The organism is Pseudomonas sp. PICF6 (genome assembly GCF_009831705.1).
Lineage (GTDB): Bacteria > Pseudomonadota > Gammaproteobacteria > Pseudomonadales > Pseudomonadaceae > Aquipseudomonas > Aquipseudomonas rhizophila.
Map to the genome: position 1 here is coordinate 384,463 of NZ_WUUD01000016.1, position 18,923 is coordinate 403,385.

At 58.1% G+C, this 18,923-nt stretch carries 25 protein-coding genes; 12 read left to right on the forward strand and 13 right to left on the reverse strand.

Going from position 1 to position 18,923, the window contains the following annotated elements; all coding sequences use genetic code 11:
• Nucleotides 1–94: 94 nt before the first annotated feature.
• Nucleotides 95–538, reverse strand: a complete 444-nt coding sequence (locus tag GSM73_RS09450) for a CesT family type III secretion system chaperone (RefSeq protein WP_160892287.1) — start codon at nt 536–538, stop codon at nt 95–97.
• 600 nt (nt 539–1,138) lie between these two features.
• On the opposite strand from GSM73_RS09450, the gene GSM73_RS09455 reads away from it, so the two are divergent.
• From GSM73_RS09455 to GSM73_RS09510, 12 genes are all read left to right on the forward strand, one after another.
• Entirely contained in the window at nt 1,139–2,116 is a 978-nt protein-coding gene (locus tag GSM73_RS09455; protein WP_107322385.1) for a sigma 54-interacting transcriptional regulator, read from the forward strand.
• Nucleotides 2,117–2,145: 29 nt separating this feature from the next.
• Nucleotides 2,146–2,502, forward strand: coding sequence for a hypothetical protein (locus tag GSM73_RS09460; RefSeq protein WP_107322386.1), 357 nt, complete (start codon nt 2,146–2,148; stop codon nt 2,500–2,502).
• 103 nt (nt 2,503–2,605) lie between these two features.
• A complete protein-coding gene (locus GSM73_RS09465; RefSeq protein WP_160892289.1) occupies nt 2,606–3,472 on the forward strand; it encodes a hypothetical protein in 867 nt (288 codons plus the stop codon).
• A gap of 46 nt (nt 3,473–3,518) precedes the next feature.
• Nucleotides 3,519–3,875, forward strand: a complete 357-nt coding sequence (gene sctI, locus GSM73_RS09470) for a type III secretion system inner rod subunit SctI (RefSeq protein WP_107322388.1) — start codon at nt 3,519–3,521, stop codon at nt 3,873–3,875.
• 7 nt (nt 3,876–3,882) lie between these two features.
• Nucleotides 3,883–4,686 carry a type III secretion system inner membrane ring lipoprotein SctJ gene (gene sctJ / locus GSM73_RS09475; RefSeq protein WP_107322389.1) on the forward strand — a complete coding sequence of 268 codons (804 nt, stop codon included), beginning with the start codon at nt 3,883–3,885 and terminating at the stop codon, nt 4,684–4,686.
• Nucleotides 4,683–5,204 carry a type III secretion protein gene (locus tag GSM73_RS09480; RefSeq protein ID WP_256676799.1) on the forward strand — a complete coding sequence of 174 codons (522 nt, stop codon included), beginning with the start codon at nt 4,683–4,685 and terminating at the stop codon, nt 5,202–5,204. The genes sctJ and GSM73_RS09480 overlap by 4 nt, the downstream gene beginning before the upstream one ends.
• A 25-nt stretch (nt 5,205–5,229) precedes the next feature.
• Nucleotides 5,230–5,808: a type III secretion system stator protein SctL gene (gene sctL / locus GSM73_RS09485; RefSeq protein ID WP_160892291.1), complete on the forward strand. Its 579-nt coding sequence runs from the start codon at nt 5,230–5,232 to the stop codon at nt 5,806–5,808.
• Between the two features lie 101 nt (nt 5,809–5,909).
• Complete coding sequence (locus tag GSM73_RS09490; RefSeq protein WP_107322391.1) at nt 5,910–6,134, forward strand: type III secretion protein; 225 nt, start codon at nt 5,910–5,912, stop codon at nt 6,132–6,134.
• Nucleotides 6,121–6,549 (forward strand): type III secretion protein, encoded by a 429-nt coding sequence (locus tag GSM73_RS09495; RefSeq protein ID WP_107322392.1) that lies wholly within the window; start codon nt 6,121–6,123, stop codon nt 6,547–6,549. Before GSM73_RS09490 ends, GSM73_RS09495 begins: the two co-directional genes overlap by 14 nt.
• 1 nt (nt 6,550) lies before the next feature.
• Nucleotides 6,551–8,626 carry a type III secretion system outer membrane ring subunit SctC gene (sctC, locus tag GSM73_RS09500; RefSeq protein WP_107322393.1) on the forward strand — a complete coding sequence of 692 codons (2,076 nt, stop codon included), beginning with the start codon at nt 6,551–6,553 and terminating at the stop codon, nt 8,624–8,626.
• Complete coding sequence (gene hrpT / locus GSM73_RS09505) at nt 8,623–8,832, forward strand: HrpT family type III secretion system protein (RefSeq protein ID WP_177513910.1); 210 nt, start codon at nt 8,623–8,625, stop codon at nt 8,830–8,832. Before sctC ends, hrpT begins: the two co-directional genes overlap by 4 nt.
• 5 nt (nt 8,833–8,837) lie before the next feature.
• Nucleotides 8,838–9,185 carry a type III secretion protein HrpV gene (locus GSM73_RS09510; protein WP_107322394.1) on the forward strand — a complete coding sequence of 116 codons (348 nt, stop codon included), beginning with the start codon at nt 8,838–8,840 and terminating at the stop codon, nt 9,183–9,185.
• Between the two features lie 93 nt (nt 9,186–9,278).
• On the opposite strand, the gene GSM73_RS09515 is transcribed toward GSM73_RS09510, so the two are convergent.
• From GSM73_RS09515 to GSM73_RS09570, 12 genes are all read right to left on the reverse strand, one after another.
• Nucleotides 9,279–10,583: a hypothetical protein gene (locus GSM73_RS09515; protein ID WP_178129670.1), complete on the reverse strand. Its 1,305-nt coding sequence runs from the start codon at nt 10,581–10,583 to the stop codon at nt 9,279–9,281.
• A gap of 104 nt (nt 10,584–10,687) precedes the next feature.
• Nucleotides 10,688–11,566 carry a CesT family type III secretion system chaperone gene (locus GSM73_RS09520; RefSeq protein ID WP_160892293.1) on the reverse strand — a complete coding sequence of 293 codons (879 nt, stop codon included), beginning with the start codon at nt 11,564–11,566 and terminating at the stop codon, nt 10,688–10,690.
• 142 nt (nt 11,567–11,708) lie between these two features.
• On the reverse strand, nt 11,709–12,785 hold the full coding sequence (gene sctU / locus GSM73_RS09525; protein ID WP_107322396.1) for a type III secretion system export apparatus subunit SctU: 1,077 nt from the start codon (nt 12,783–12,785) through the stop codon (nt 11,709–11,711).
• Nucleotides 12,782–13,576, reverse strand: a complete 795-nt coding sequence (sctT, locus tag GSM73_RS09530) for a type III secretion system export apparatus subunit SctT (RefSeq protein WP_107322397.1) — start codon at nt 13,574–13,576, stop codon at nt 12,782–12,784. The genes sctU and sctT overlap by 4 nt, the downstream gene beginning before the upstream one ends.
• Entirely contained in the window at nt 13,576–13,842 is a 267-nt protein-coding gene (sctS, locus tag GSM73_RS09535; RefSeq protein WP_107322398.1) for a type III secretion system export apparatus subunit SctS, read from the reverse strand. Before sctS ends, sctT begins: the two co-directional genes overlap by 1 nt.
• A 7-nt stretch (nt 13,843–13,849) precedes the next feature.
• A complete protein-coding gene (gene sctR / locus GSM73_RS09540) occupies nt 13,850–14,503 on the reverse strand; it encodes a type III secretion system export apparatus subunit SctR (RefSeq protein ID WP_107322399.1) in 654 nt (217 codons plus the stop codon).
• Nucleotides 14,500–14,880 (reverse strand): FliM/FliN family flagellar motor switch protein, encoded by a 381-nt coding sequence (locus GSM73_RS09545; RefSeq protein ID WP_107322400.1) that lies wholly within the window; start codon nt 14,878–14,880, stop codon nt 14,500–14,502. Before GSM73_RS09545 ends, sctR begins: the two co-directional genes overlap by 4 nt.
• The gene (locus tag GSM73_RS09550; RefSeq protein WP_160892295.1) at nt 14,870–15,592 is read right to left on the reverse strand and encodes a type III secretion system protein; all 723 of its coding nucleotides are present in this window, start codon (nt 15,590–15,592) and stop codon (nt 14,870–14,872) included. The genes GSM73_RS09545 and GSM73_RS09550 overlap by 11 nt, the downstream gene beginning before the upstream one ends.
• Nucleotides 15,589–16,149, reverse strand: a complete 561-nt coding sequence (locus tag GSM73_RS09555) for a type III secretion system HrpP C-terminal domain-containing protein (protein WP_160892297.1) — start codon at nt 16,147–16,149, stop codon at nt 15,589–15,591. The genes GSM73_RS09550 and GSM73_RS09555 overlap by 4 nt, the downstream gene beginning before the upstream one ends.
• A gap of 7 nt (nt 16,150–16,156) precedes the next feature.
• A complete protein-coding gene (locus tag GSM73_RS09560) occupies nt 16,157–16,600 on the reverse strand; it encodes a type III secretion protein (RefSeq protein ID WP_107322403.1) in 444 nt (147 codons plus the stop codon).
• Between the two features lie 2 nt (nt 16,601–16,602).
• Nucleotides 16,603–17,952, reverse strand: coding sequence for a FliI/YscN family ATPase (locus tag GSM73_RS09565; protein WP_107322404.1), 1,350 nt, complete (start codon nt 17,950–17,952; stop codon nt 16,603–16,605).
• Nucleotides 17,949–18,908, reverse strand: coding sequence for an FHA domain-containing protein (locus GSM73_RS09570; protein WP_160892299.1), 960 nt, complete (start codon nt 18,906–18,908; stop codon nt 17,949–17,951). Before GSM73_RS09570 ends, GSM73_RS09565 begins: the two co-directional genes overlap by 4 nt.
• Nucleotides 18,909–18,923: the final 15 nt, after the last annotated feature.

The window sequence follows — 18,923 nt, forward strand, 5'->3', positions numbered from 1 at the left end:
GGGCGCATGGGCGTCAATGCGATATCTGTCCGCGGTGTGGACTGTGATCGTGTTGGGGTGAAGGGAAAAAAATTTCCTGCCGGTAGCGTCGGACCTAGCATAAACCCCCCAGACTCGTGCGCGCTGAAGGTGCGCGTTTTGCGCCCTCATCGAGAAAGTAGCTGTGCTGCCATGATTGCGCATACTCAGCGATATGCCCCAGCAACTGCACGAACTGTGGTGCGCCGATCTGGGTCAGCTCAACTGTGCAACTGAACTGTACTTGGCCCGTGTCGTCGTTGTGTGAAAAGCAACAGGGACGGTCTGCGCTGAATAAATGAAAATTGACATTCATAAGCTGAAGCAGGACGGCATCTCTGCGTCGATTCGGTAACGGGCCGAAGTCTGCGTGAATCATGACGGTATCGGCTAAGTTGGCAAAACTGAAGGCAATGCCTTTCACGTTTAGCTGAACCCGATCTAAATCAATCGCAGCCACAGGGATCTGAGAAAGCTGACAGATATCTGTAACAAATCGATGGTAGCGCTCATTACTCATTTTTTTATTCTCTGAGCTGTTAGAAGGTGAAACAGTTGTTCTTTTTATTGCGTCGAACTGTCTCAAGTACTGAGTGGCGCATGCCGTCGACCAGGTTCCATGTTTTTTTAAAAAATAACGTCAAACGTAAAATGTTTATCGAACTTTCTCGAGGGCTCCGGTCAAACCCCGTTGTATCCAAACTGTGAAGTAATACCATTAAAATGAGCGTCGGCGATTGACAGGGTTTGGGCGAGCGGTATTCTCTGCCGCCCTAAAGCACCAGTTGTTTAATGGCTTTCAAGAAGAAGCACTGACAACGACCAGAGAAAACGGGTCGGTACGATAGTGCCAAGTGGCCATTCAAATTGTTTCAAAAAATATCACTTACGCTCGATGGAATAACTGATCGCAGCGCGCGTCACACACGCACTTTTGGATCTGCCGTGGCATTTGATCAATAAATAGACTGTAGGCGCTATGCGCGTGCAGTCGTCAGGCTTGGTGTAACGGGTCTGTCCGACCTGCGATCATCACTAATGATCGCGCAGCTTATGGCCATGCTTCGCCTCGTGCTTGCAGCGGGAGGGCGTATGAAGTAGTGCCGATCACGGGGTTTATATGGGTGTGTGCGATTACTTTTACTGCGGACCTGACAACATTGCCGAAGCGCCTGATATCAAGGTCATCGCCCAAAGTACTTCACTGCTTGGCGTCGACCTGTTGCTTTCTGGAGAGACGGGGACCGGCAAGGACACCCTGGCTCAGCGCATTCATTCAATGTCTGGGCGCAAGGGTGCGTTTGTCGCGATGAACTGTGCGGCAATCCCGGAATCATTGGCTGAAAGTGAATTGTTTGGTGTGGTCAACGGTGCGTTCACCGGGGCTAATCGCTCGCGAAAGGGCTACATCGAGGCTGCGCAGGGCGGGACTTTATACCTCGACGAAATCGATAGCATGCCGCTCAGTTTGCAGGCCAAGTTGCTGCGGGTCCTTGAGGTGCGAGCGATTGAGCGCTTGGGCTCTACCACGGTCATTCCGTTGGATATTTGTGTGATTGCATCGGCTCAGCGGCCCTTGGCCGAGTTGGTGGAGCGGGGCGAGTTCAGGCGCGATCTGTATTTTCGGCTCAACGTGCTGACGATCCAGTTGCCAGCGCTACGTGACCGTCGCGAAGACATCGTTCCGCTGTTTTCCCAGTTCGTGACCGCAGCTGCGCAAGATCTGGGGTGCGAGCCTCAGGCTATATCGCCCGAACTCATGCAAGCGCTCTTGGGTCATCCCTGGCCGGGCAATATCCGCGAGTTGAAATCAGCGGCCAAGCGATTTGTTCTTGGCTTGCCGTCGATAACCCTGAACTCAAGCACGGAGATCGAGGGGCGCACGCTCAAGGCACAAATGCGGGCTATCGAACGGATCCTTATTCAGGAAGCCCTCAAGCGTCACGGGCACTCGATTGATGCTGTGAGTGTGGAATTGGGCATACCCCGTAGAACGCTCTATCACCGGATCAAGTCGCTGGACGTATTTGGCAAAGCGTCTTCGCTTGAAAAAAATCTGGAACCTGATTTAAAGAACTTTCCACCCACTATTACCTAGCGAGCCCGCTAGAGTATGAGGAGTTTATTATGCCAGGTATCTCGAGCAACCCTTTTAGCACCATCACCAATACGCTGGGTAGTGCGGCAAACATGGGTGTCAACGCATTTGCCGGTGCCAAGCAAGAAGCTAATAGCGTTAAAGCCAACGCTGCTACGCAAGGTCAGTTGAGTCAAGCAGCTTCAGGGGGTGAATCAATGAGCGCCCAGCTGGACGTTATGAAGCGCAACGATAAGGAACAGGCCGGATTGATTAAGTTGCAAGGTGATGCGGCTTTGCAAACGATGAGGCTAAATACAGCGAGCGCTATCGATTCCGCTCGCTCCGACGCAGCGAGCAAGTCTATTTCCAATATGGCTGGGCAGGCTAAGGCCATCAGTTACTAAAGATCCATCCTCCCTCCTTCCTCCCCCCCCCTTTTTATTGTTGTGGTGATCAAAGGGGGGGTAACATTCAGCGAGAACCTTAAAGTTTATGAGTAATATAAGCATGGCAGTACCGCTTGTCGGCGGGTTAGGTATCACTAGTATTTCTCAACCTAAACATGCCGACTCATCAAAAGTCTCACCTTCTTTATCGGGTGTCGTGACGGAGCTTGCTAACTCCCTGATGCCCGGTGGAAAAGTTGATCTTAGTAGTCCATTGGGAAAGATGGTGCATGACAAACTTTCCGAAAATAAGGGGATGGGGCTTATGGGGTTGGCAGCAAACCCTCAAGAGACCCTGAAAAATGCCATGATGGACATTGTTAAAGATAAGATGGGGAGCAACTTTATCGCCAATGCTGGAAGCAGGGACAGTCAGGACCTTATGGGGCAAGTTGTGAGTGGGTTGGGGCAATCTGCGCTGAATAACGCTCTACAGCCCAAAGGTGACGGCACTACCTTTTCCAAGGAAGACAAGCCGTTGCTTCAGCAAGTGGCTGATTATATGGATAAGAACAAAGCCGCCTTCGGAGCGCCAGATTCTGGGTCATGGAGCAAAGAACTGGATGAAGACAATTATCTGTCCAAGGGCGAAACCGCCAAATTCAAACAGGCACTCGAGCAAGTCTCTCAACATATGACAGGCGGGTCCAATAGAACCGATTATCCGGGTAGTGAAAGGATGATGGGAGGCGGACAAGGTGGTTTCGGCAGCAGCCCTGCGCTATCGACTGGTGGCGCGAGTGAGATAGACCAATTGCGCCAGATGTTAAATAGCAACGAAGGCATGGAGGCTTTTCAACAAGGGTTGCAGTTGGGGTTGGGAATCGCTTCCGGCACGCCACCTGGCCTTGCGATGAATCAAGGCGAGCATACGGCTTCCCAGGCTGCTCGGAACGTCCTTGACGTGATGCGCGCCAGCGTAACGTAGTCCTCAGTTCAATAGTCCATCGTCCACGTCCTACAGGAGAAATCAGGTGACCATTTCCAACGTGAATTCATTCAGGAGCGCTGCACCTGAGCATGAGCTGGAGATGGTTTCCGCTCCTGCTCAAGCTGATGTCGACTTATTCGATAGTGCGATGCGCAGCAATCGAGAACCTGGCGGTATGGCGAGTAACCTGATGAGCGCAGTATCGGATCGTCTCACTGGTCAAGCCGAGCTGGCGCATCAGGCTGAACGCGCGATCAAGTCCGCCTCGGAGTCAACGGATCCGATGGATATGCTCAAAATGAATGGCGCCCTTTCCGAGTATGCATTGCAAACGGCGCTCACCACCAAGGTCGTCAGTAAAGGCGCACAAGTGCTGGATAAACTGACTAATCTGCAATAGGTTCTTCGTGAAAGTATCCGGCTTATTAACGGTTCTGGCTTTTCTGGCGCTCGCCGGATGCAGCGACGACACCGTCTTGTTCAGCGGCATGACTGAGCAGCATTCCAACTCAGTAATCGCCAAGTTGGCTCAGGAACATATAGCGGCCCGTAAGCAGATGGAAAAAGCCGGCGTTACCGTAATCGTCGCCAATAGTGATGTGAACCGTGCGGTGAGGGTGCTTGATGCTGCCGGTCTACCTAATCAGACACGGACCAGTCTTGGCGAGATATTCAAAAAGGAAGGGGTCATCTCCACACCGCTGGAAGAGCGGGCTCGCTACATTTATGCGCTGTCGCAAGAATTGGAGTCGACGCTGTCCCAGATTGACGGGGTCATCGTGGCTCGTGTGCATGTCGTCTTGCCGGAGCGCATCGCACCGGGCGAGCCGGTTCAGCCGGCTTCCGCCTCGGTGTTCATCAAGTATGCGGCGTCGACGCTGGATCCGGACAGTGTGCGCGGGCGTATTCAACAGATGGTTGCCAGCAGCATTCCAGGGATGAGTCAGGACAGCAGCTCCGCAAAGAAATTTTCGATTGTATTCGTGCCATCGGTGGAGTTTCAGGACCCGGAGCATCTTGTGCCTTTCGGACCGTTTCTGATTGACAGCGAGGATGCCGGCTTCTGGTGGGTGATGGTCATTGCCTTGCCGCTGTGCCTGGTGTCCATGGCGGGGGGCGCAGTCCTGATGTTGCGTCCAGACTGGCGCCAGGCTTTGTTTGCACGCTTGCGCGCCAGGCGTAGGCCAACCGGCTTGCCCGCACAGCTATGACCGATGAGCAATGGGTCGGGTGGTGGTGCTGCACGTGGCGCTGGATGCACCCAAAGTGGAAGTCCAGCGTGTGGGAGCAATGGGGGAGTGATTTTGATGTTGGCATGGGCGTCTGGCGCAGCCGACACGACGCGTTGCTGGCCTTGCTGGGCATCGCTCCTTCGGCTCCGCCCGAGCCGGACCCCAACGTTATCGAATGGCTGTCTTTGACAGATGCACAAAGGTTGCAGGCTTTGGCTCTGGTGCGCGCAATCTGTTTTGCCACGCCAAATGATCAGTTGTCCGACGCGCAGTGGTTCTGGTGTCGGGGTATCGCCAAGGCGCTACGCCCTGGGCTGTGGTTGACTGATGAGGTCACGGACCCACGCGCAATGCTGGCCGGCTGGCTGGGCGAGCGATGTTGGTCGCGCTTGCGCCTGTTGTGGGCGCCCGACGAGACACTCGAGCCCGCTTTTAACCTTCCCACGCGCAAACTCGATGCGCTGTGGCGTTCTGTGTTGTGGAGGGTTTGGGCATGACGGGTACACAGGTTAAAGGTCGGAAATGCTGATTCGCCGAAATTTGTCCTTGGGCGATCGCGAGGTGAAGCGCGAGTTGGTCGTCCGTCGAGAGCAGTTTGCTGACTACCGGACAGCCGTCGATGTGATGTCGCGAGCACGGGCCGAAGCGGATGCGATATTGCTGGAGGCCGGACGCCGGCAGCAGGAATACCTGGATCGAGCGTTAGCTGAATTCTGGGGGCAGGCCAGTTTTTTCTTGGAGGCGCTGGAGGCTGAGCGCCAACAATGCAGGAACAGTGTGATAGAGGTTTGCCGGGAGCTATTGAACGTCATCATAGGCCGGCTGTTTGATGAGTGCCCGCCCGAGGTGCGTGCCAGCATTCTGCTGGAACATCTGGCGGCCAGCCAGGTATACCCGGCGGTTAGCGCCACTTTGAAGTGCCATCCCGAGCGTTATGGCGAGGTGCAGGCTTGGCTTGCAGCCAACAACGCTTCCGTTCTGTGGCAACTAAGAGACGACATTACGATGCCGATCCAGTCCATTCGCCTGAGCACCGACACCGGCGAGTACGACATTGATTGGACCGGCTTGCGGCGTTCGTTTCAGGTCGCAGATGCATGACATTCGACATATCACCGCATGTTTGACGTCGACCATTTTCTTGGAACCTCAAAGATAATTGTCGCCACTCATATTGCGTAAATTCCCTGGGAGATGCACGCATGATCAATTCCAAGTCCCTTCTAAATCAATTGGAAAACAACTTCTCCAATGCAATTGGAAACTATGATGACGCCGCGATGAACGCTGCTGAAAGTGCCGATGTGGAAGACATGAGGGCGTTCGTTCAAGCGACCCAGTCGCTGTCCACCGCGGCCACTGTCATGAGCGAAGGTATGCGCGCTCATCACGGCATGAACAAAGCGATCATCGATGGAATTCAGTGAGTTCAGCGCGCGACTGAATCTGTGGCTCGATGAACCTTCGGCCGCGCATCTGGACTGCTGGGTTGACGATGCAAATGTGCAGCTTGCCCGGGTAGAAGGTGGGATCCGCTGTAGCATCGACGTGCTGGATCCGTTTGACGCCAGCGCTCCTGATCGATTGATGGGCATCCTGGGGCAGGGCGGTGCGAGTGTCGCGTGCCGTTGCCCGGGGGCGTTGGGTACCGACCCGCAAAGCCAGTGTCTGGTGCTGTTGCACTGGATGCCCCCGCCCAGCTCGGTCGAGGCCTTACTGGGGGTGCTACAGACTCTGGCAAACCAGCGCGCCGCCATGCTTAGCCTGATGCACAAAACCTTATTTGATTCGTCTACGGCCGAGTCCCGTCTAGCAACTACTAATTGGCGCACTGGAGTGTGATATGCGTAAGGCCTACCGGTGGATACCGTGGCTGTTATTGGGACTGAGCGCCCCGGCGTTCGCGGCGATACCGCCAGCGTGGAAACAAACGGCCTATGCGTTCGACGCGCAACAGACCGAGCTTTCAAGCGTTCTTGAAGCATTTGCCCGAGAGTTTGGCGTTAACCTTGAGATGGACCCCGTTGAAGGCATCGTTGAGGGGCGTATCCGCGCGGATAGCCCGCAGGCGTTTCTTGATCGATTGGGCCAGCAGCATCAGTTCCAGTGGTTCGTCTACAACAACACCCTCTACGTCAGCGCCGCCCGTGACCAGATAACCGAGCGAATCGAGGTGTCCCCGGACGCCGTTGATGACCTCAAGGGCGCATTGACTGAACTCGGTTTGCTCGATTCACGATTTGGCTGGGGAGTCCTGCCGGATGAGGGCGTGGTGTTGGTCAGCGGACCTGCGCGGTATGTTCAGTTCATTCGCGACTACAGCAGCAATGTCGACAAACCTGAGGAAAGGCAGGACGTCGTGGTGTTGCCGTTGCGTTATGCGAACGCCGCCGATCGCACCATCAGTTACCGGGACGAACAGCTGACCGTTTCAGGGGTAGCCACGATTCTCAAGGAGTTGCTGGACAGTGGCCCGCGGGGCGGGTCAGGGAGTGTTTTCAACGGGCTGCAAGGCGCGGCGCTGGGAACTGGTACAAGCGGCGGAAGCAGTTTTGCAGGTACTCCGAGCTTGCTGAGCGGTTTGGCCGACGATCAGTTGCAGCAAACGTTGGATAGTGTGGCTACCGGCTTCGGGGCACAAAGCAAGGGGCGCTCCGCTGGCAGGTCGCGAATACGGGTCGCCGCCGACGTACGCAACAACGCGGTGCTTATCTACGACTCACCCAAGCGCAGGGCCTTGTACGAGAACCTGGTCAGGCAGCTTGATGTGCCGCGCAACCTGATCGAAATCGATGCGGTGATCTACGATATCGACCGCGACGAGTTGAACGAGTTGTCCAGCAACTGGAATGTCTGGGCCGGAGGGACCAACGTCAGAGGGTCCTTGCTTGAATCAGGCAGCTCCACGCTGTCGGCCGAAAACGCCGGACGGTTCGCCCTGGCGGTCCGTACGCTGGAAGCCAAGGGGGCGGCGACAGTGATCAGCAATCCTTCGATCCTCACTTTGGAGAACCAGCCCGCTGTCATCGATTTCAGCCGGACCGAGTTCCTCACCGCGACGGGGGAGCGTGTTGCCGATATCCAGCCGATTACTGCCGGTACCAGCCTGCAAGTGGTTCCGCGCTCGATGCAACACAATGGCAAGACGCAGGTGCAGTTGATCCTCGATATCGAAGACGGACAAGTCGAAGCATCGCTGCTTGATGACACCAAACCCAGCGTGCGTAACGGCAGTGTCAGCACTCAGGCGGTCATCGCCGAGCGGGGATCGTTGGTCGTTGGTGGTTTTCATTCTCTGCAATCGAGCGACAAGGTAAGCAAAATCCCTTGGCTCAGTGACATTCCGCTCATTGGCAAATTGCTGTTCACGTCCAGTAGCCGCAGCACCAACAAGATAGAGCGCTTGTTCATTCTTACGCCTCGGTTGGTGGGCAACCAGGTTGACCCGGCCCGGTATGTAGAAACCGGTAACCCGGAAGATATCGATTCCGCCGCCCGGCGAATCGACGGTCGCCATGGCGATGGGCAACCCACTCGCGTTGATATTCAGCGCGCGTTCACTCAGTTGTTGAGTGATGTGCAACCGACTGGCTTTACCCCGAGTAACGAGCCTTTATTCATGCCGGCCACTTTATGCGCGACGCAACAGGGCCTGGTCATCGACGCCGATCGCAGCCAGTGGTATGGGCGCAACGCCTGGAGTATTGGCGTGGTGGTCGCGCGCAATACTGGTGATAAACCGCTGCGTATTGATGAAAGCAGTTGTGGCGGGCGCTGGGTGCTGGGTGTCAGTGCATGGCCTCGCGCTTGGTTGCAGCCTGGGGAACAAAGCGAAGTCTATGTCGCGGTGCGTAATCCCCAGTCGCTCAAGAGCAACGTGACCCTTCGCGACTCATTACTCAAGGAGGCAACCCGATGACCAAGATGAACTGGGCTGCGTTCGGCCTTCTGTGTGTGATGCTCTCCGGTTGCTCGACGACCTCGGGCGGCTGTTCGGGACAGTCTTGCGACCGTCCCGACTCCAATAATCGGGAGCTGGTGATCTGGTGGCCAGCGGACATGCGTACTGGCCTGGAAAATCCGCAGGACACCGCGGACTATACTGTCGTGCCACTGCGGGATTGAGCACCATGATACAAGTCTCGGGGAAAGCGGAGTTCTACGAACGGGTGGCTGCTGGGCAAACAGCGGTATGGCCGGTAGCAGCGGGTGTTTCTTTCGTGAGCCGGCATGAGCACCATGATTGGGGTATAGCGTTGCACATCGACAGTCGCGCGCTGCAGCCCCAGCAATTGCGTGAGGCGCTGGAACGGCGCTTCACGCAATCCTACCTGTTCCCTGACTATTTTCTGTTTCTCGATGCCCACCGCGATTTCGTCGTCTGGCATGCGGTGCCGTCATCCTCCCATGGTCGCGCGGTGCTCGATAATATCTGCCAACATCAGTTGCTGTTGGCAGGTTTGAGCCCCTTGGACTGACCTGCGATCAAATGCGCCAGTAATGTTTACTGGCGCATTTTCCCTTCCTTTTGCAATCCCTGAACTGTTGGCCGCGCTGCGTTACGTTGCGGCTCAAGCTGGTTGTTGCCCGGCAGCAGCCGTCGCCGCTTGTTTGTCGACAGCCTTGCGCACACTCGCGTGGGATTGGAACGTTTGATTGACCGTGCGATAGGCCAAGCCCATCGCCGCTGCGGTCCCCATATTCCCGAGAAAGCCGGAGAGGGCGGGCGGAACCTTGTCACGCAATGCTTCGCCGGTGGCCATATTGATTGCGCCAGCCAGGCTGGCCCAGGCGACTCGGGCGGGGGATTGGTCCAAGACCCGGCCATAATCCTTGAGCGGCAGGTTCGGCTTCAACTCTTGGTTGGTGCCCACCTGACGCGTGTCGAAATGCCGCTGCAGATGGTTGTCGAGGGTCGCGACAACGGTGTTGAATGCCGCGCGCGTGCCGGCGAGGGACTGAATGGAAGAGGCCAGTGCTTCGCCCAATAGCGGTTGCTGATCCGGCCCGAGCAGTGCCGGACTCGTCAATGTCTGGCCCGGTGGCAAGACCTGTTCACTGATGGAGTCGAGCATGAAACCCATGCTCAAGGTCATGGCGCCGTAGGCCCAGCCGAGCGTCGGCATATTATCCTCGTCGACCCCGTAGGTCTTGGTGTTGTCCTGGGGGGCGGTCATGCTGAAGGTGGCCTGCATGGTTTCGCGAGAAAGGGCATAAATCACGTCGCGTAGCTGAGTGGCCAAAACCCTCGCACTCAGCGCACCGTCACCACGCGCGGCGCCCATGGCGCCCATGCCCAGATAAAGCGCTTCAGCGACGATCTGGTTGCGTGTGATGTTGCGCGAATCGCGCTTCATCTGCAGGCGCAGCGTGTCTTGCTTATCGGGCGTCAGAGCGTTCCATTTCGCTTCGCTAAGGGCGAAGTGTCCACGTACCGCATCGCTGGAGTCGGCGGCGAGACGATCCAGGCGCGGTTGGCGTACGTAGAGCTGGGTGGCAATGTTCGTCAATGAGACAGCGGCCTGCAAAGTCAGCATTGCCCCCGGGCTTTTTTTCGCCAGCCCCTCGTTGAGCGCACTGTAGGCATGCATGAACGCCAACTCGCGAAGATAGGTAGGCGCTCCGCAGTTGACCATCTGTTGAACCGTATGGCCCGCAGCGGCAAGCGTTGTGCGAAAGGAAGGCAAATTAGCCGCGCTGTCGCTCAACGCGAGCTTTGCTCCGCGCTCGACCTTGTTGCCCAGGGCCACGCCGTGTTCCTTGGCGCTTTCCCAGAGCGCGCCCGTGGCTCTGCCGGCCGGCGCCAGATAGTCGCGATGGAAGGCCTGGCTCAGTCCTGTCACATGTGCGCGGGCGCGCGAAGTGAAGCCAGGCAAGTGAGCGGGTGCCTCGCCGCGCTCCACAGCATTAATATCAGCGGTGGGATGTCGATGCCGCAGCTCGATTTGCGGTTCTGGCAGGATACGTCCCAGGTTAGGTGTTATCGGGTCCATGCAATATTCCTTGCTGGGCGAATGGCCGAGGTCTGCATGAAGCTCTCGGCCAGTTGACCGAAGTCCAGCAGCCATTCGGCAAATGCCTGACCGTCCAGCCCCGTGCTATTCCAGCGCGCCTGTAAGGCGCTGCCGTGTGGCGCGAGGACCACGGCAGATTGGGTCAGCATCATCAGGTGCAGGTTGGCCAGTAGCGCGCGTTCGCGTTGCGTCGCCGTGTTCAGCGAAGTCGCCAGCGGCGTACTGATCAGCAGATGTTGGCGATCACTGTCAGCGATCACTTCATAGGCACGCCCGTTGGCCTGAATCACGCCGACGGTCAATATCTGCTCGAAGGGCGGGGCGGCGATGTCCAAGTGCTGCAGCGCAGCGATCAGTAATGGACGATGCCATTCCCGATTCATCGCTGCCTGCGCCTGTTGCTCCGCGTGCTCACCTTGCCTCGGTGCCGTGGTGACCGGTCGAGGTGCGCCGCTTTGGTTGCCTTGAAGTGCGGTGGCGCCCGCCACGAGGCTCTCGGCGACGGACAAGAGATGGCTCAGTTCATCGGCAAGCATTTCACGCTGATGTTGCGGCTGCGAGATAAGGCGCAGCACGAGCACGGCGTCACCGCTGTCGTTCAGGCTCACACTGCTACTGCTCATTGCCGATATGGCGCAATTGGACCGCAGCAGCAACTCGCTCCAAACCTCAACCGGTAAACCGTTGGGGCGTGGCAGAAGACCCAGCACCACCCACTGCTGCACAGGCGACGTCTGCCAGAGCGACAATTGCAAGGTCAGCCCCGGCAATGGCAGTTGGGCGCTACGGGAGAACGCTCGCGCCTGCACAGAGGGAATGCCGAGCCGCTCAGCGGCCTCCAACAACCATGTGTTCGTTTGCTCTGAGAGCGGGATTGATCCCGGAGATTGGGAGCGCGAGCTCGACGAATGCATGGGGAAAACTTCCAGAAGTTTTGACCGCCATTAAAGCGCGCAGGTATTAAAGTTTTATGACTGGGATGATGGGTCAGTGGGTTTCCAGCTGGATGATTTCTTCTGTGACTTCATCAAGCTGGCGAATGACTTGGTAGATATGGGCGACCTCCAGCAAGGTTTCGCGCGGTATATGGCGACCTGTGCGAACGATGTACAACGCGCGCGCCAGCCAGACACATTGGACCACCGGGATCTTGGCGTTCTGGGCGCGCTTGATCAGCGCCAGAGCATCATCGTCTTGTCCTTTGCAATGAATCAGCGGCAAAGGCGTCTGGCCTGGTCGGTAGTACAGTGCCACGGCGTAGTGGGTCGGGTTGACCAACAACAAGTCGGCGTCCTCCACCGGTCGGGGGGCGGTGCTGGGTTCGGAGTTGAGCAGTTCGTGCGCCAGCTGACGACGATGGCCTTTGACGTGCGGATCGCCTTCGGACTGCTTGTATTCCTGCTTGATGTCTTCGTGGCTCATGCGCAGTTTCTTGGCGTGAAAGTATTTTTGCAGGGCAAAGTCGACCATGCCGATCACCAGCAGCAGGCCCAAAGTGTTGCGCAAGATGCTCTGAAATACCTCCAGCAACGAGCGCCAGTAGGTGACGAGATCGGTGTCGGCCAACAGCACCAGCTTGCCCAGGATGGGCATGATCGAGACATACAGAATGACCGCAATGGCCAGCGCTTTGAGGACGCTCAGCAGCAGGTTCATCAGATTCTGTTTAGAGAACATCTGCTTGATCTGGCCGATTGGATTGAGCTTGCCGAGATCGACCTTCAGGGCCTTCGGCGCAAAGAGGAAGCCGATCTGCATCCAGGTGCCGGCCAGACGTATCAGAATCGCCACGCCGACGCTGGCGACGATGAAGGAAACAAGTGTCCACAGCGCTGTGCCGCTGAGCTCAATGGCAGTACTGGCGAAGGGGTCGTTCAGTCGTCGCAAGGGTAATTCGGTGAGGTGCTGCAGGCGTGTCATGCTTTCCTCGGCCATGCCCAGACAGACTTCGCTGACCACCATCAGCACCAGCAGTTTGGCCAGGTCCTGGCTCTGCCCAACCTGGCCTTTTTCCCTCGCGTCGCGTTCTTTCTTCGGCGTCGCCTTTTCGGTTTTTTCGCTCACGGGACTTTTACCAACAGGTTCAGCAGAAATTTCAAATCGAACCAGCGATCGAGTTCGGCGTTGCCCAGATCCAGGAGTGTGGGCAGATACACCAGCAGAAACAGCAATCCGATGACGCTCTTGGCCGGCATCGCCAGAATCGAAACATTCAGTTGCTGGGCATAAAGACCGACGATGGCGAAAGCGGCCTCAATCAGCAGCAACAGGCCTATGAACGGCGCCGCGTAAAGCAATGCGTGCTGCATGGTCCTGTTCAGCTCGCCAAGCAGTATGTCCAGCCCCTCTACCGTCATGTTCGGCATCCAAGCGGTGGGCGGCCAAATGATGTAGCTGTCCCAGATGACCTGGGTAATCAGCGAGAGGCCGCCGGACAGGATGACTAGCATGATCAGCACTTCCTGCAGCAACTCGCCCAGTGGCGTCGCGTCGGGCCCCAGGGAAGGGTTGATCTGGCCGCCGCTGAGAGCGCCGCGCTGGCTGTCGAGCAAGGCGCCTACCGTTGCGAACATCCAGAACGGCATATACAGCAGCAACCCCAACAGCACGCCCAGGACCATTTCCTTGAGCAACAAACCGCCGATCATCAGCCAGTTCTCATGTTGCCCAGACAACACCCGACCGATGCTCGGCGCTGGAACCATCGCAACCGCGCAGGTCACGGCGTAACGCAGCGGCCCCTTGAGGTATTTGAAGCAAAACGCTGGCACCAGCATCATGCACGGCAGAATCCTGGCCATGGCTAAAGCGATACCGAGCATCAGTTCGAACAAATACTCGGCATTGAATGGCATCAAACGGCGCCTCCGGTGCGCGCGATCAGGTCGAACGCCATGTTGATGAACAGGATCAATTCAACGCCGATCCAGCGGCCGGTCGCCGCCAGGGTCACGCCCACGGCGACCAGTTTGATACCAAAGGGCAGGGTCTGGTCCTGGATCTGCATCAAGGCTTGCACGAGAGACGTCAACACGCCTACCAGCACCGCGACCAGCAGCGGTGGTGCGGTAAGAATCACCACCAGGTACATGCCCTGTTTGAACAACTCCAGCGCTTCCACGGCAGCCTCACAGATAGGAATAGAACAGACTGTCGAGTAACCGCGTCCAGCCCTGGACAAGGACGAACAGCAGCAATTTGAGCGGCAGCGAAATGGTCATCGGCGAGACCATTTGCATGCCAAGCGCAAGCAGCAGGTTGGACACGATCAGATCAATGACGATGAACGGAATGTAAATCAGAAAACCGATCTCGAACCCGGCCTGCAGCTCCGACAATACGAAGGCTGGAATCGCCAGCAGCAGATCCTTGCTGCTGGCTTTTTCGGCCAGTTCCGCAGGCCACATACGGTGGGTGTTGTCGACCAGATGCGCCAGGACGTCCGGATCGGTGTTACGGCTCATGAAGTTTTGCAGCGGGGCGATGACCGTGTTCACGCTGGCTTGAAGTTGTTCGGTAGTGCCTATCTGCAAAGGATTTTCAGCCACCCGTTGCTGGATTTCATAAGCCACCGGAGCCATCACGAACATCGTCGCCGCCAGGGCAATGCCATACAACGCCATATTGGGCGGAACCTGTTGCACGCCGATGGCATTGCGCGTTATCAGCAACACCATGGAGATTTTCAGAAATGCGGTGCAGACAATCAAAAACAACGGGATCAGCGAGAGCGCCCCCAGAAACAGCGCGAGCATGATCGGGTTCATGCCATCCAGAATCATTGATCAAATACCAAGCGAGTGATTTGCATGCCCAAGCGTCCATCCACGTCTACCAGCTCACCGTAGGCGACCACCCGCTCTTCATGGCACAACGTCGCTGCGCCCGGCGCCATGCCCGTGACATCCACCACGGAACCGGCCGCCAGGCGGCCGAGCGCTTCGAGGCTCAGCTTCACTTCGCCGCACCGTACGGTCAACGCCAGGGTCACACCGGCCAAGGGCGATGGCGGCTGCGGCGCAGCGTCTTGCGGGAGGGCGTCGTCTGGCTGCGCCGGATCGAGCCGTTCCTGCTGGTCGTCGTTCGCTTCCCGGGCCGCCAAGTCATCGTTACTGTCGAACTCGTACAACGGTTCTTCATCCTGCAGTTCATTGCTCATGAATGGAGCCTTCTTCGTGAATCAGCCTGAGCTGTAAGTGATCATTCCGGTCTTCGCTACAAACCGCCCACCGCTGGTTGCCCAGTTGCAGGTTTCCCCGACCTTGAACGTCGAAGACCGCCTCGGCAGGCAACAACACATCACCTGGACGTAATGAGCGCAGCTGATTGACCAGCAAATCCATGCGCCCAACGATGACCGGATGAGCCAGGACCCAACGCTCAGGCACGGTTTGCTCGATAAATCGCCACGGTGCGTCATTCAGTATCTGCAGCAGCGATTCGGCGCCGAGGCTTAGCGTTCCGTAGGTTTTCTCGCCATTGCGCTCAATGAGCACGCGACAATCCCAGCGGTCATCCAGTACCGGTTCCTCGGCGAGTGGCGCCAACGGTGCGAGCAGGTCGGACAGCACCGGCGCCAGCTGTTGATTGATCAACTGCCAATACCACGCTTGTGGCAGCTCGACGGTGAGAACGGGTACTTCACCGCACAGACTCAGCAGGGCATCGGCGTTCGATAACAGCAGGGGGCCGTGTCGGCTGGACAAGCCTATCCAGCGCTCATCGGCAATGGCGCCGCAGGGTGTCAGCGGACCGAGCGTCATGCGTATCTTTTCAGCTCCGCTGGTGAACTCCAGGAAACGGCCGCGCCCCAAGGTCAGGGAGGCCATTGCGGCCGTGCTCGACAGGCGTCGCAGGCTGAGTTTTTTCATGCAGGCCCCGTCGGCTGTAATCTCAGCTCGACGTCATGGTCCAGCGCCTCGGCGAACGCTTGCTGGCAGGCGCCATGGTGCTTGGTCAATCGCTCCAGGACGTCTGCGCGTTCCAGACCAAGCTCGATGTCCCAATGGCTGTCTCGTTTCTGGGCACGAATCTGGACCTTGCCCAGATTGGGCATGAGCAGGGTGGCGCTGAAAGGACGATTGCCCTGTTGCGGCAACTGCAGCGCCAGTTCATCAATCAACTGTGTCGGTATGCCGTCGAGCGGCGCGAACATCGAGAACGGGCTCGCACCATTGCCCGAGCTGCCCTGGTCGTCCGAGTAGGCGGGCGGCGGTGGCACAAGCATCTGCATGAACAACATCGCGTCGGCGTCCAGCGGCCTGGCGCCGTCGTTGGCAGACCTGACCTCGACCGGACGGTTGCGCTGGACCTCGGTGCCTTTGCTCGACGGCGCCGAGGATGCCGCAGCAGTGGGTTTTGCTGTAGGCGCGGCAGGTGCCTGTGGAGTAGGGCGTTGGGGTGGCGTGTGCTTGATGGGGCTAGTCATGTCTCACTTATTCCTCACTGAGTGTCTCGCTCATGCAGGCAAGTTTTTCCACCGCGCGTTGCCGTGCCTTGACGTCCAGCTGTGCTTGTTGCAACGACTGTTCCTGCGCTTCGATGTGCAAGCGCAACTGGCTGACGTCCTGGCGGATCTGGGCGAGGCGATCAAGCATGCGTCGCTCCTTTTCGTGCCAGCGGTCGATATCAGCCAGTTCCAGAGTGGTTTGCAGGTGGGTATCGGCTAACGATCGCCGCTGGCGCTTCTGATTGGTACGCTCCTGGTTCATTGAGCTTTCGCTGACCAGCAGTTGCTCGCGCAACCTCGCCACCTCTCGTGCAAGGCGCGCACGGGCACGTTCGGCACTGGCCTGGCGGTGCTGACGCAAAGGGCCGAGCAGGCCGATGACGCGCTCCAGCGCCTGGCGCTCCGGGTCCGTATCGAGATCTTCGTCCAAGGTCAGTCCACCAGTTGCGAGGTAATGTGATTGAGTTGGGCGAGTGTTTCTTCAAGCGCTACCGGCCCGCGCAGGTCCTGGCGAAGGAAGCGGTTGATGCTGTCGTTCAGTTGTACCGCCAGATCAGTGACCGGGTCGGCGCCGGCCTGGTATTCACCCAGGCGCAGGAGCATTTCCACCTGCTTGTAGGCCGCCATCAACTGGCGCAGACGATTATTGGCCTGGACATGCTCGCGGCTGGTGACGTTGCCCAGGATCCGGCTGATGCTCGCGGACACGTCAATGGCCGGATAGTGTCCACGCTCGGCCAACTTGCGCGACAGCACAATGTGCCCGTCGAGCAACGACCTGACTTCGTCGGCGACAGGGTCGTTCATCGAGTCGGCCTCGATCAGCACGGTGTAGATGGCGGTGATAGAGCCGTTCTCGCTCATGCCGGCGCGCTCGACCAGTTGCGGCAGCAGGGTGTAGACCGAGGGGGGCAGGCCGCCGCGTCCGATCGGTTCCCCGGCGGCGATGCCGATTTCGCGTTGAGCACGGGCAAAACGGGTGAGCGAGTCAATCAGCAAGAGCACTTTCATGCCGCGCTGACGGTAGGCTTCGGCGATAGCGGTAGCGGTGAAAGCGGCGCGCGCACGCTCCATGCTGGAGCGATCCGAGGTGGCACAGATCAGGACCGAACGTTGGCGTAGTTCATCATCCAGTTCATGGTCGAGGAACTCGCGTAGTTCGCGTCCCCGTTCGCCGATCAGGCCGAAAACGATGACGTCGCAATCCATATTCCTGGCCATCTCCGCCAGCAGCGTGGTCTTGCCGCAGCCCGCTCCGGCGAACAATCCGACACGCTGCCCTTCGCCCAATAGGATGGCGCTGTCGATGGCGCGAATACCGGTGGGCAGCGGGTTGCTGATGCGTGGTTTTTGCATCGGCGGGAGGGCATCGGCAATCACCGCCGTGGTGCTGCGACAGTCATGGACATCGGCAAAAGCGCCGAGGCCGTCGCCCAGCAACGGTCGACCAAAACCATCGAGCACGCTCCCGAGCAACTGATCATCCACCCCTATGCGATGAGCTATTCCAAGTGGTTGGATACGGGCCCCGACTTGAATGCCGGCAGGGGTGCCCAGGGCGCTGAGCAGCGTGCATTGGTCGGTAAAGCCGACGATCTCCGCCAGCATTGAGCTGCCGTCCGCCTTGCTGACCTCGCAAAGATCGCCAATCTTGGCCGCAGGCACCTGGCACTCGAGCAGGATCCCGCTCACCGCCGAAACCTTGCCGCTGATCCGCACCGCCGAACAACTGGTCAGCCGCGCGCGCTGTTGTCGAGCCCATTGTTCAAGCGCATCGGTCACCAGCTCACCTCGATATGCTGGTCACCATCGAAGATGATTTTGTGCTCTTCTATCCGCGTCAGACGCAGCCCCTGCACCACATCGCCAACATAAATTTGCAGGCCGTCGGCGGTCACCAGGTGAGCGTTGTTGCCAGCGATAATTTGCACCAGGGTGAACGGCAAGCTGGTCCCGACGATGCCGACTTGATCGACTATCGGGACCGTGGTGGGGTAGCGCTCTTTGAAACTCTTGAGCATTCGCTGATAGACCTCCAGCGCTTCCTCCTTGAGGTTGCCTTTGAGCACCAACCCTTCCTCAAGCTCCTCGACGGTGACCTCCGTGAGCAGGCGTTCTGCCAATTGAGTGGTCAGGAGCCGGCGGACCTGTTCGCGATTTTTCAGATGTGTGCTGCCGGAGGATGAGGAAGGCCCGGTAGCAGGGGAAGGTTGCGCCGGGCTTTGAGGCGCCTTGGCGGCGGTAACCTTGACGGCGCTCGGCGGGGCTTCGGACTGGCTAAGGCCCCAGGCGCCACCGACCAGGCCTACGACCACGCCTGCGATCACCGCCGATACCAGCTTCAAGGATGGCACGCCTGGCATCGATTTACGCGTGGGAGACGCTGACGACTGAGGCGGCTGGCCGTTGGCATCCGCAGGCGTGACCAGAGCCGGTACGTCAGGCCAGGGCTCTTCGGCGGATGCCAGGCACAGCCAGACGTTTGCGATGGCGAACGGTTGGTTCGGCGTCAATGTCATAGCGTTTGACGCACGCCCTTCGTCGTCGTTGATCGGCATCTGTTCGGCAGCCAGGTTCCAGCCTTCCTCGGTTCTGCTCAACCGACAGTGGAGCGAGGCGATGCCCGGGTCGTACAGCGCCAGATCATGGTCGTCGTTGGCGCCGATCACCCATTGGTCACCGACCAACGGCAATGCCGCGCCCTGGTGCAGCCCATTCAATACACGTAGTTCAAACATCGCGAAGGCACTCGA

What these genes read in the sequence shown, in the direction of transcription:
- GSM73_RS09480 (WP_256676799.1), top strand. Translation starts at nt 4,683, where the DNA reads ATGACCGATGAGCAATGGGTCGGGTGGTGGTGCTGCACGTGGCGCTGG.
- GSM73_RS09465 (WP_160892289.1), top strand. Translation starts at nt 2,606, where the DNA reads ATGGCAGTACCGCTTGTCGGCGGGTTAGGTATCACTAGTATTTCTCAA.
- GSM73_RS09545 (WP_107322400.1), bottom strand. Translation starts at nt 14,880, where the DNA reads ATGAGCAATGAACTGCAGGATGAAGAACCGTTGTACGAGTTCGACAGT.
- GSM73_RS09490 (WP_107322391.1), top strand. Translation starts at nt 5,910, where the DNA reads ATGATCAATTCCAAGTCCCTTCTAAATCAATTGGAAAACAACTTCTCC.
- hrpT (WP_177513910.1), top strand. Translation starts at nt 8,623, where the DNA reads ATGACCAAGATGAACTGGGCTGCGTTCGGCCTTCTGTGTGTGATGCTC.
- sctT (WP_107322397.1), bottom strand. Translation starts at nt 13,576, where the DNA reads ATGCCATTCAATGCCGAGTATTTGTTCGAACTGATGCTCGGTATCGCT.
- GSM73_RS09570 (WP_160892299.1), bottom strand. Translation starts at nt 18,908, where the DNA reads ATGTTTGAACTACGTGTATTGAATGGGCTGCACCAGGGCGCGGCATTG.
- sctL (WP_160892291.1), top strand. Translation starts at nt 5,230, where the DNA reads ATGCTGATTCGCCGAAATTTGTCCTTGGGCGATCGCGAGGTGAAGCGC.
- GSM73_RS09510 (WP_107322394.1), top strand. Translation starts at nt 8,838, where the DNA reads ATGATACAAGTCTCGGGGAAAGCGGAGTTCTACGAACGGGTGGCTGCT.
- sctC (WP_107322393.1), top strand. Translation starts at nt 6,551, where the DNA reads ATGCGTAAGGCCTACCGGTGGATACCGTGGCTGTTATTGGGACTGAGC.
- GSM73_RS09555 (WP_160892297.1), bottom strand. Translation starts at nt 16,149, where the DNA reads ATGACTAGCCCCATCAAGCACACGCCACCCCAACGCCCTACTCCACAG.
- sctR (WP_107322399.1), bottom strand. Translation starts at nt 14,503, where the DNA reads ATGATTCTGGATGGCATGAACCCGATCATGCTCGCGCTGTTTCTGGGG.
- GSM73_RS09450 (WP_160892287.1), bottom strand. Translation starts at nt 538, where the DNA reads ATGAGTAATGAGCGCTACCATCGATTTGTTACAGATATCTGTCAGCTT.
- GSM73_RS09550 (WP_160892295.1), bottom strand. Translation starts at nt 15,592, where the DNA reads ATGAAAAAACTCAGCCTGCGACGCCTGTCGAGCACGGCCGCAATGGCC.
- GSM73_RS09460 (WP_107322386.1), top strand. Translation starts at nt 2,146, where the DNA reads ATGCCAGGTATCTCGAGCAACCCTTTTAGCACCATCACCAATACGCTG.
- GSM73_RS09495 (WP_107322392.1), top strand. Translation starts at nt 6,121, where the DNA reads ATGGAATTCAGTGAGTTCAGCGCGCGACTGAATCTGTGGCTCGATGAA.
- GSM73_RS09455 (WP_107322385.1), top strand. Translation starts at nt 1,139, where the DNA reads ATGGGTGTGTGCGATTACTTTTACTGCGGACCTGACAACATTGCCGAA.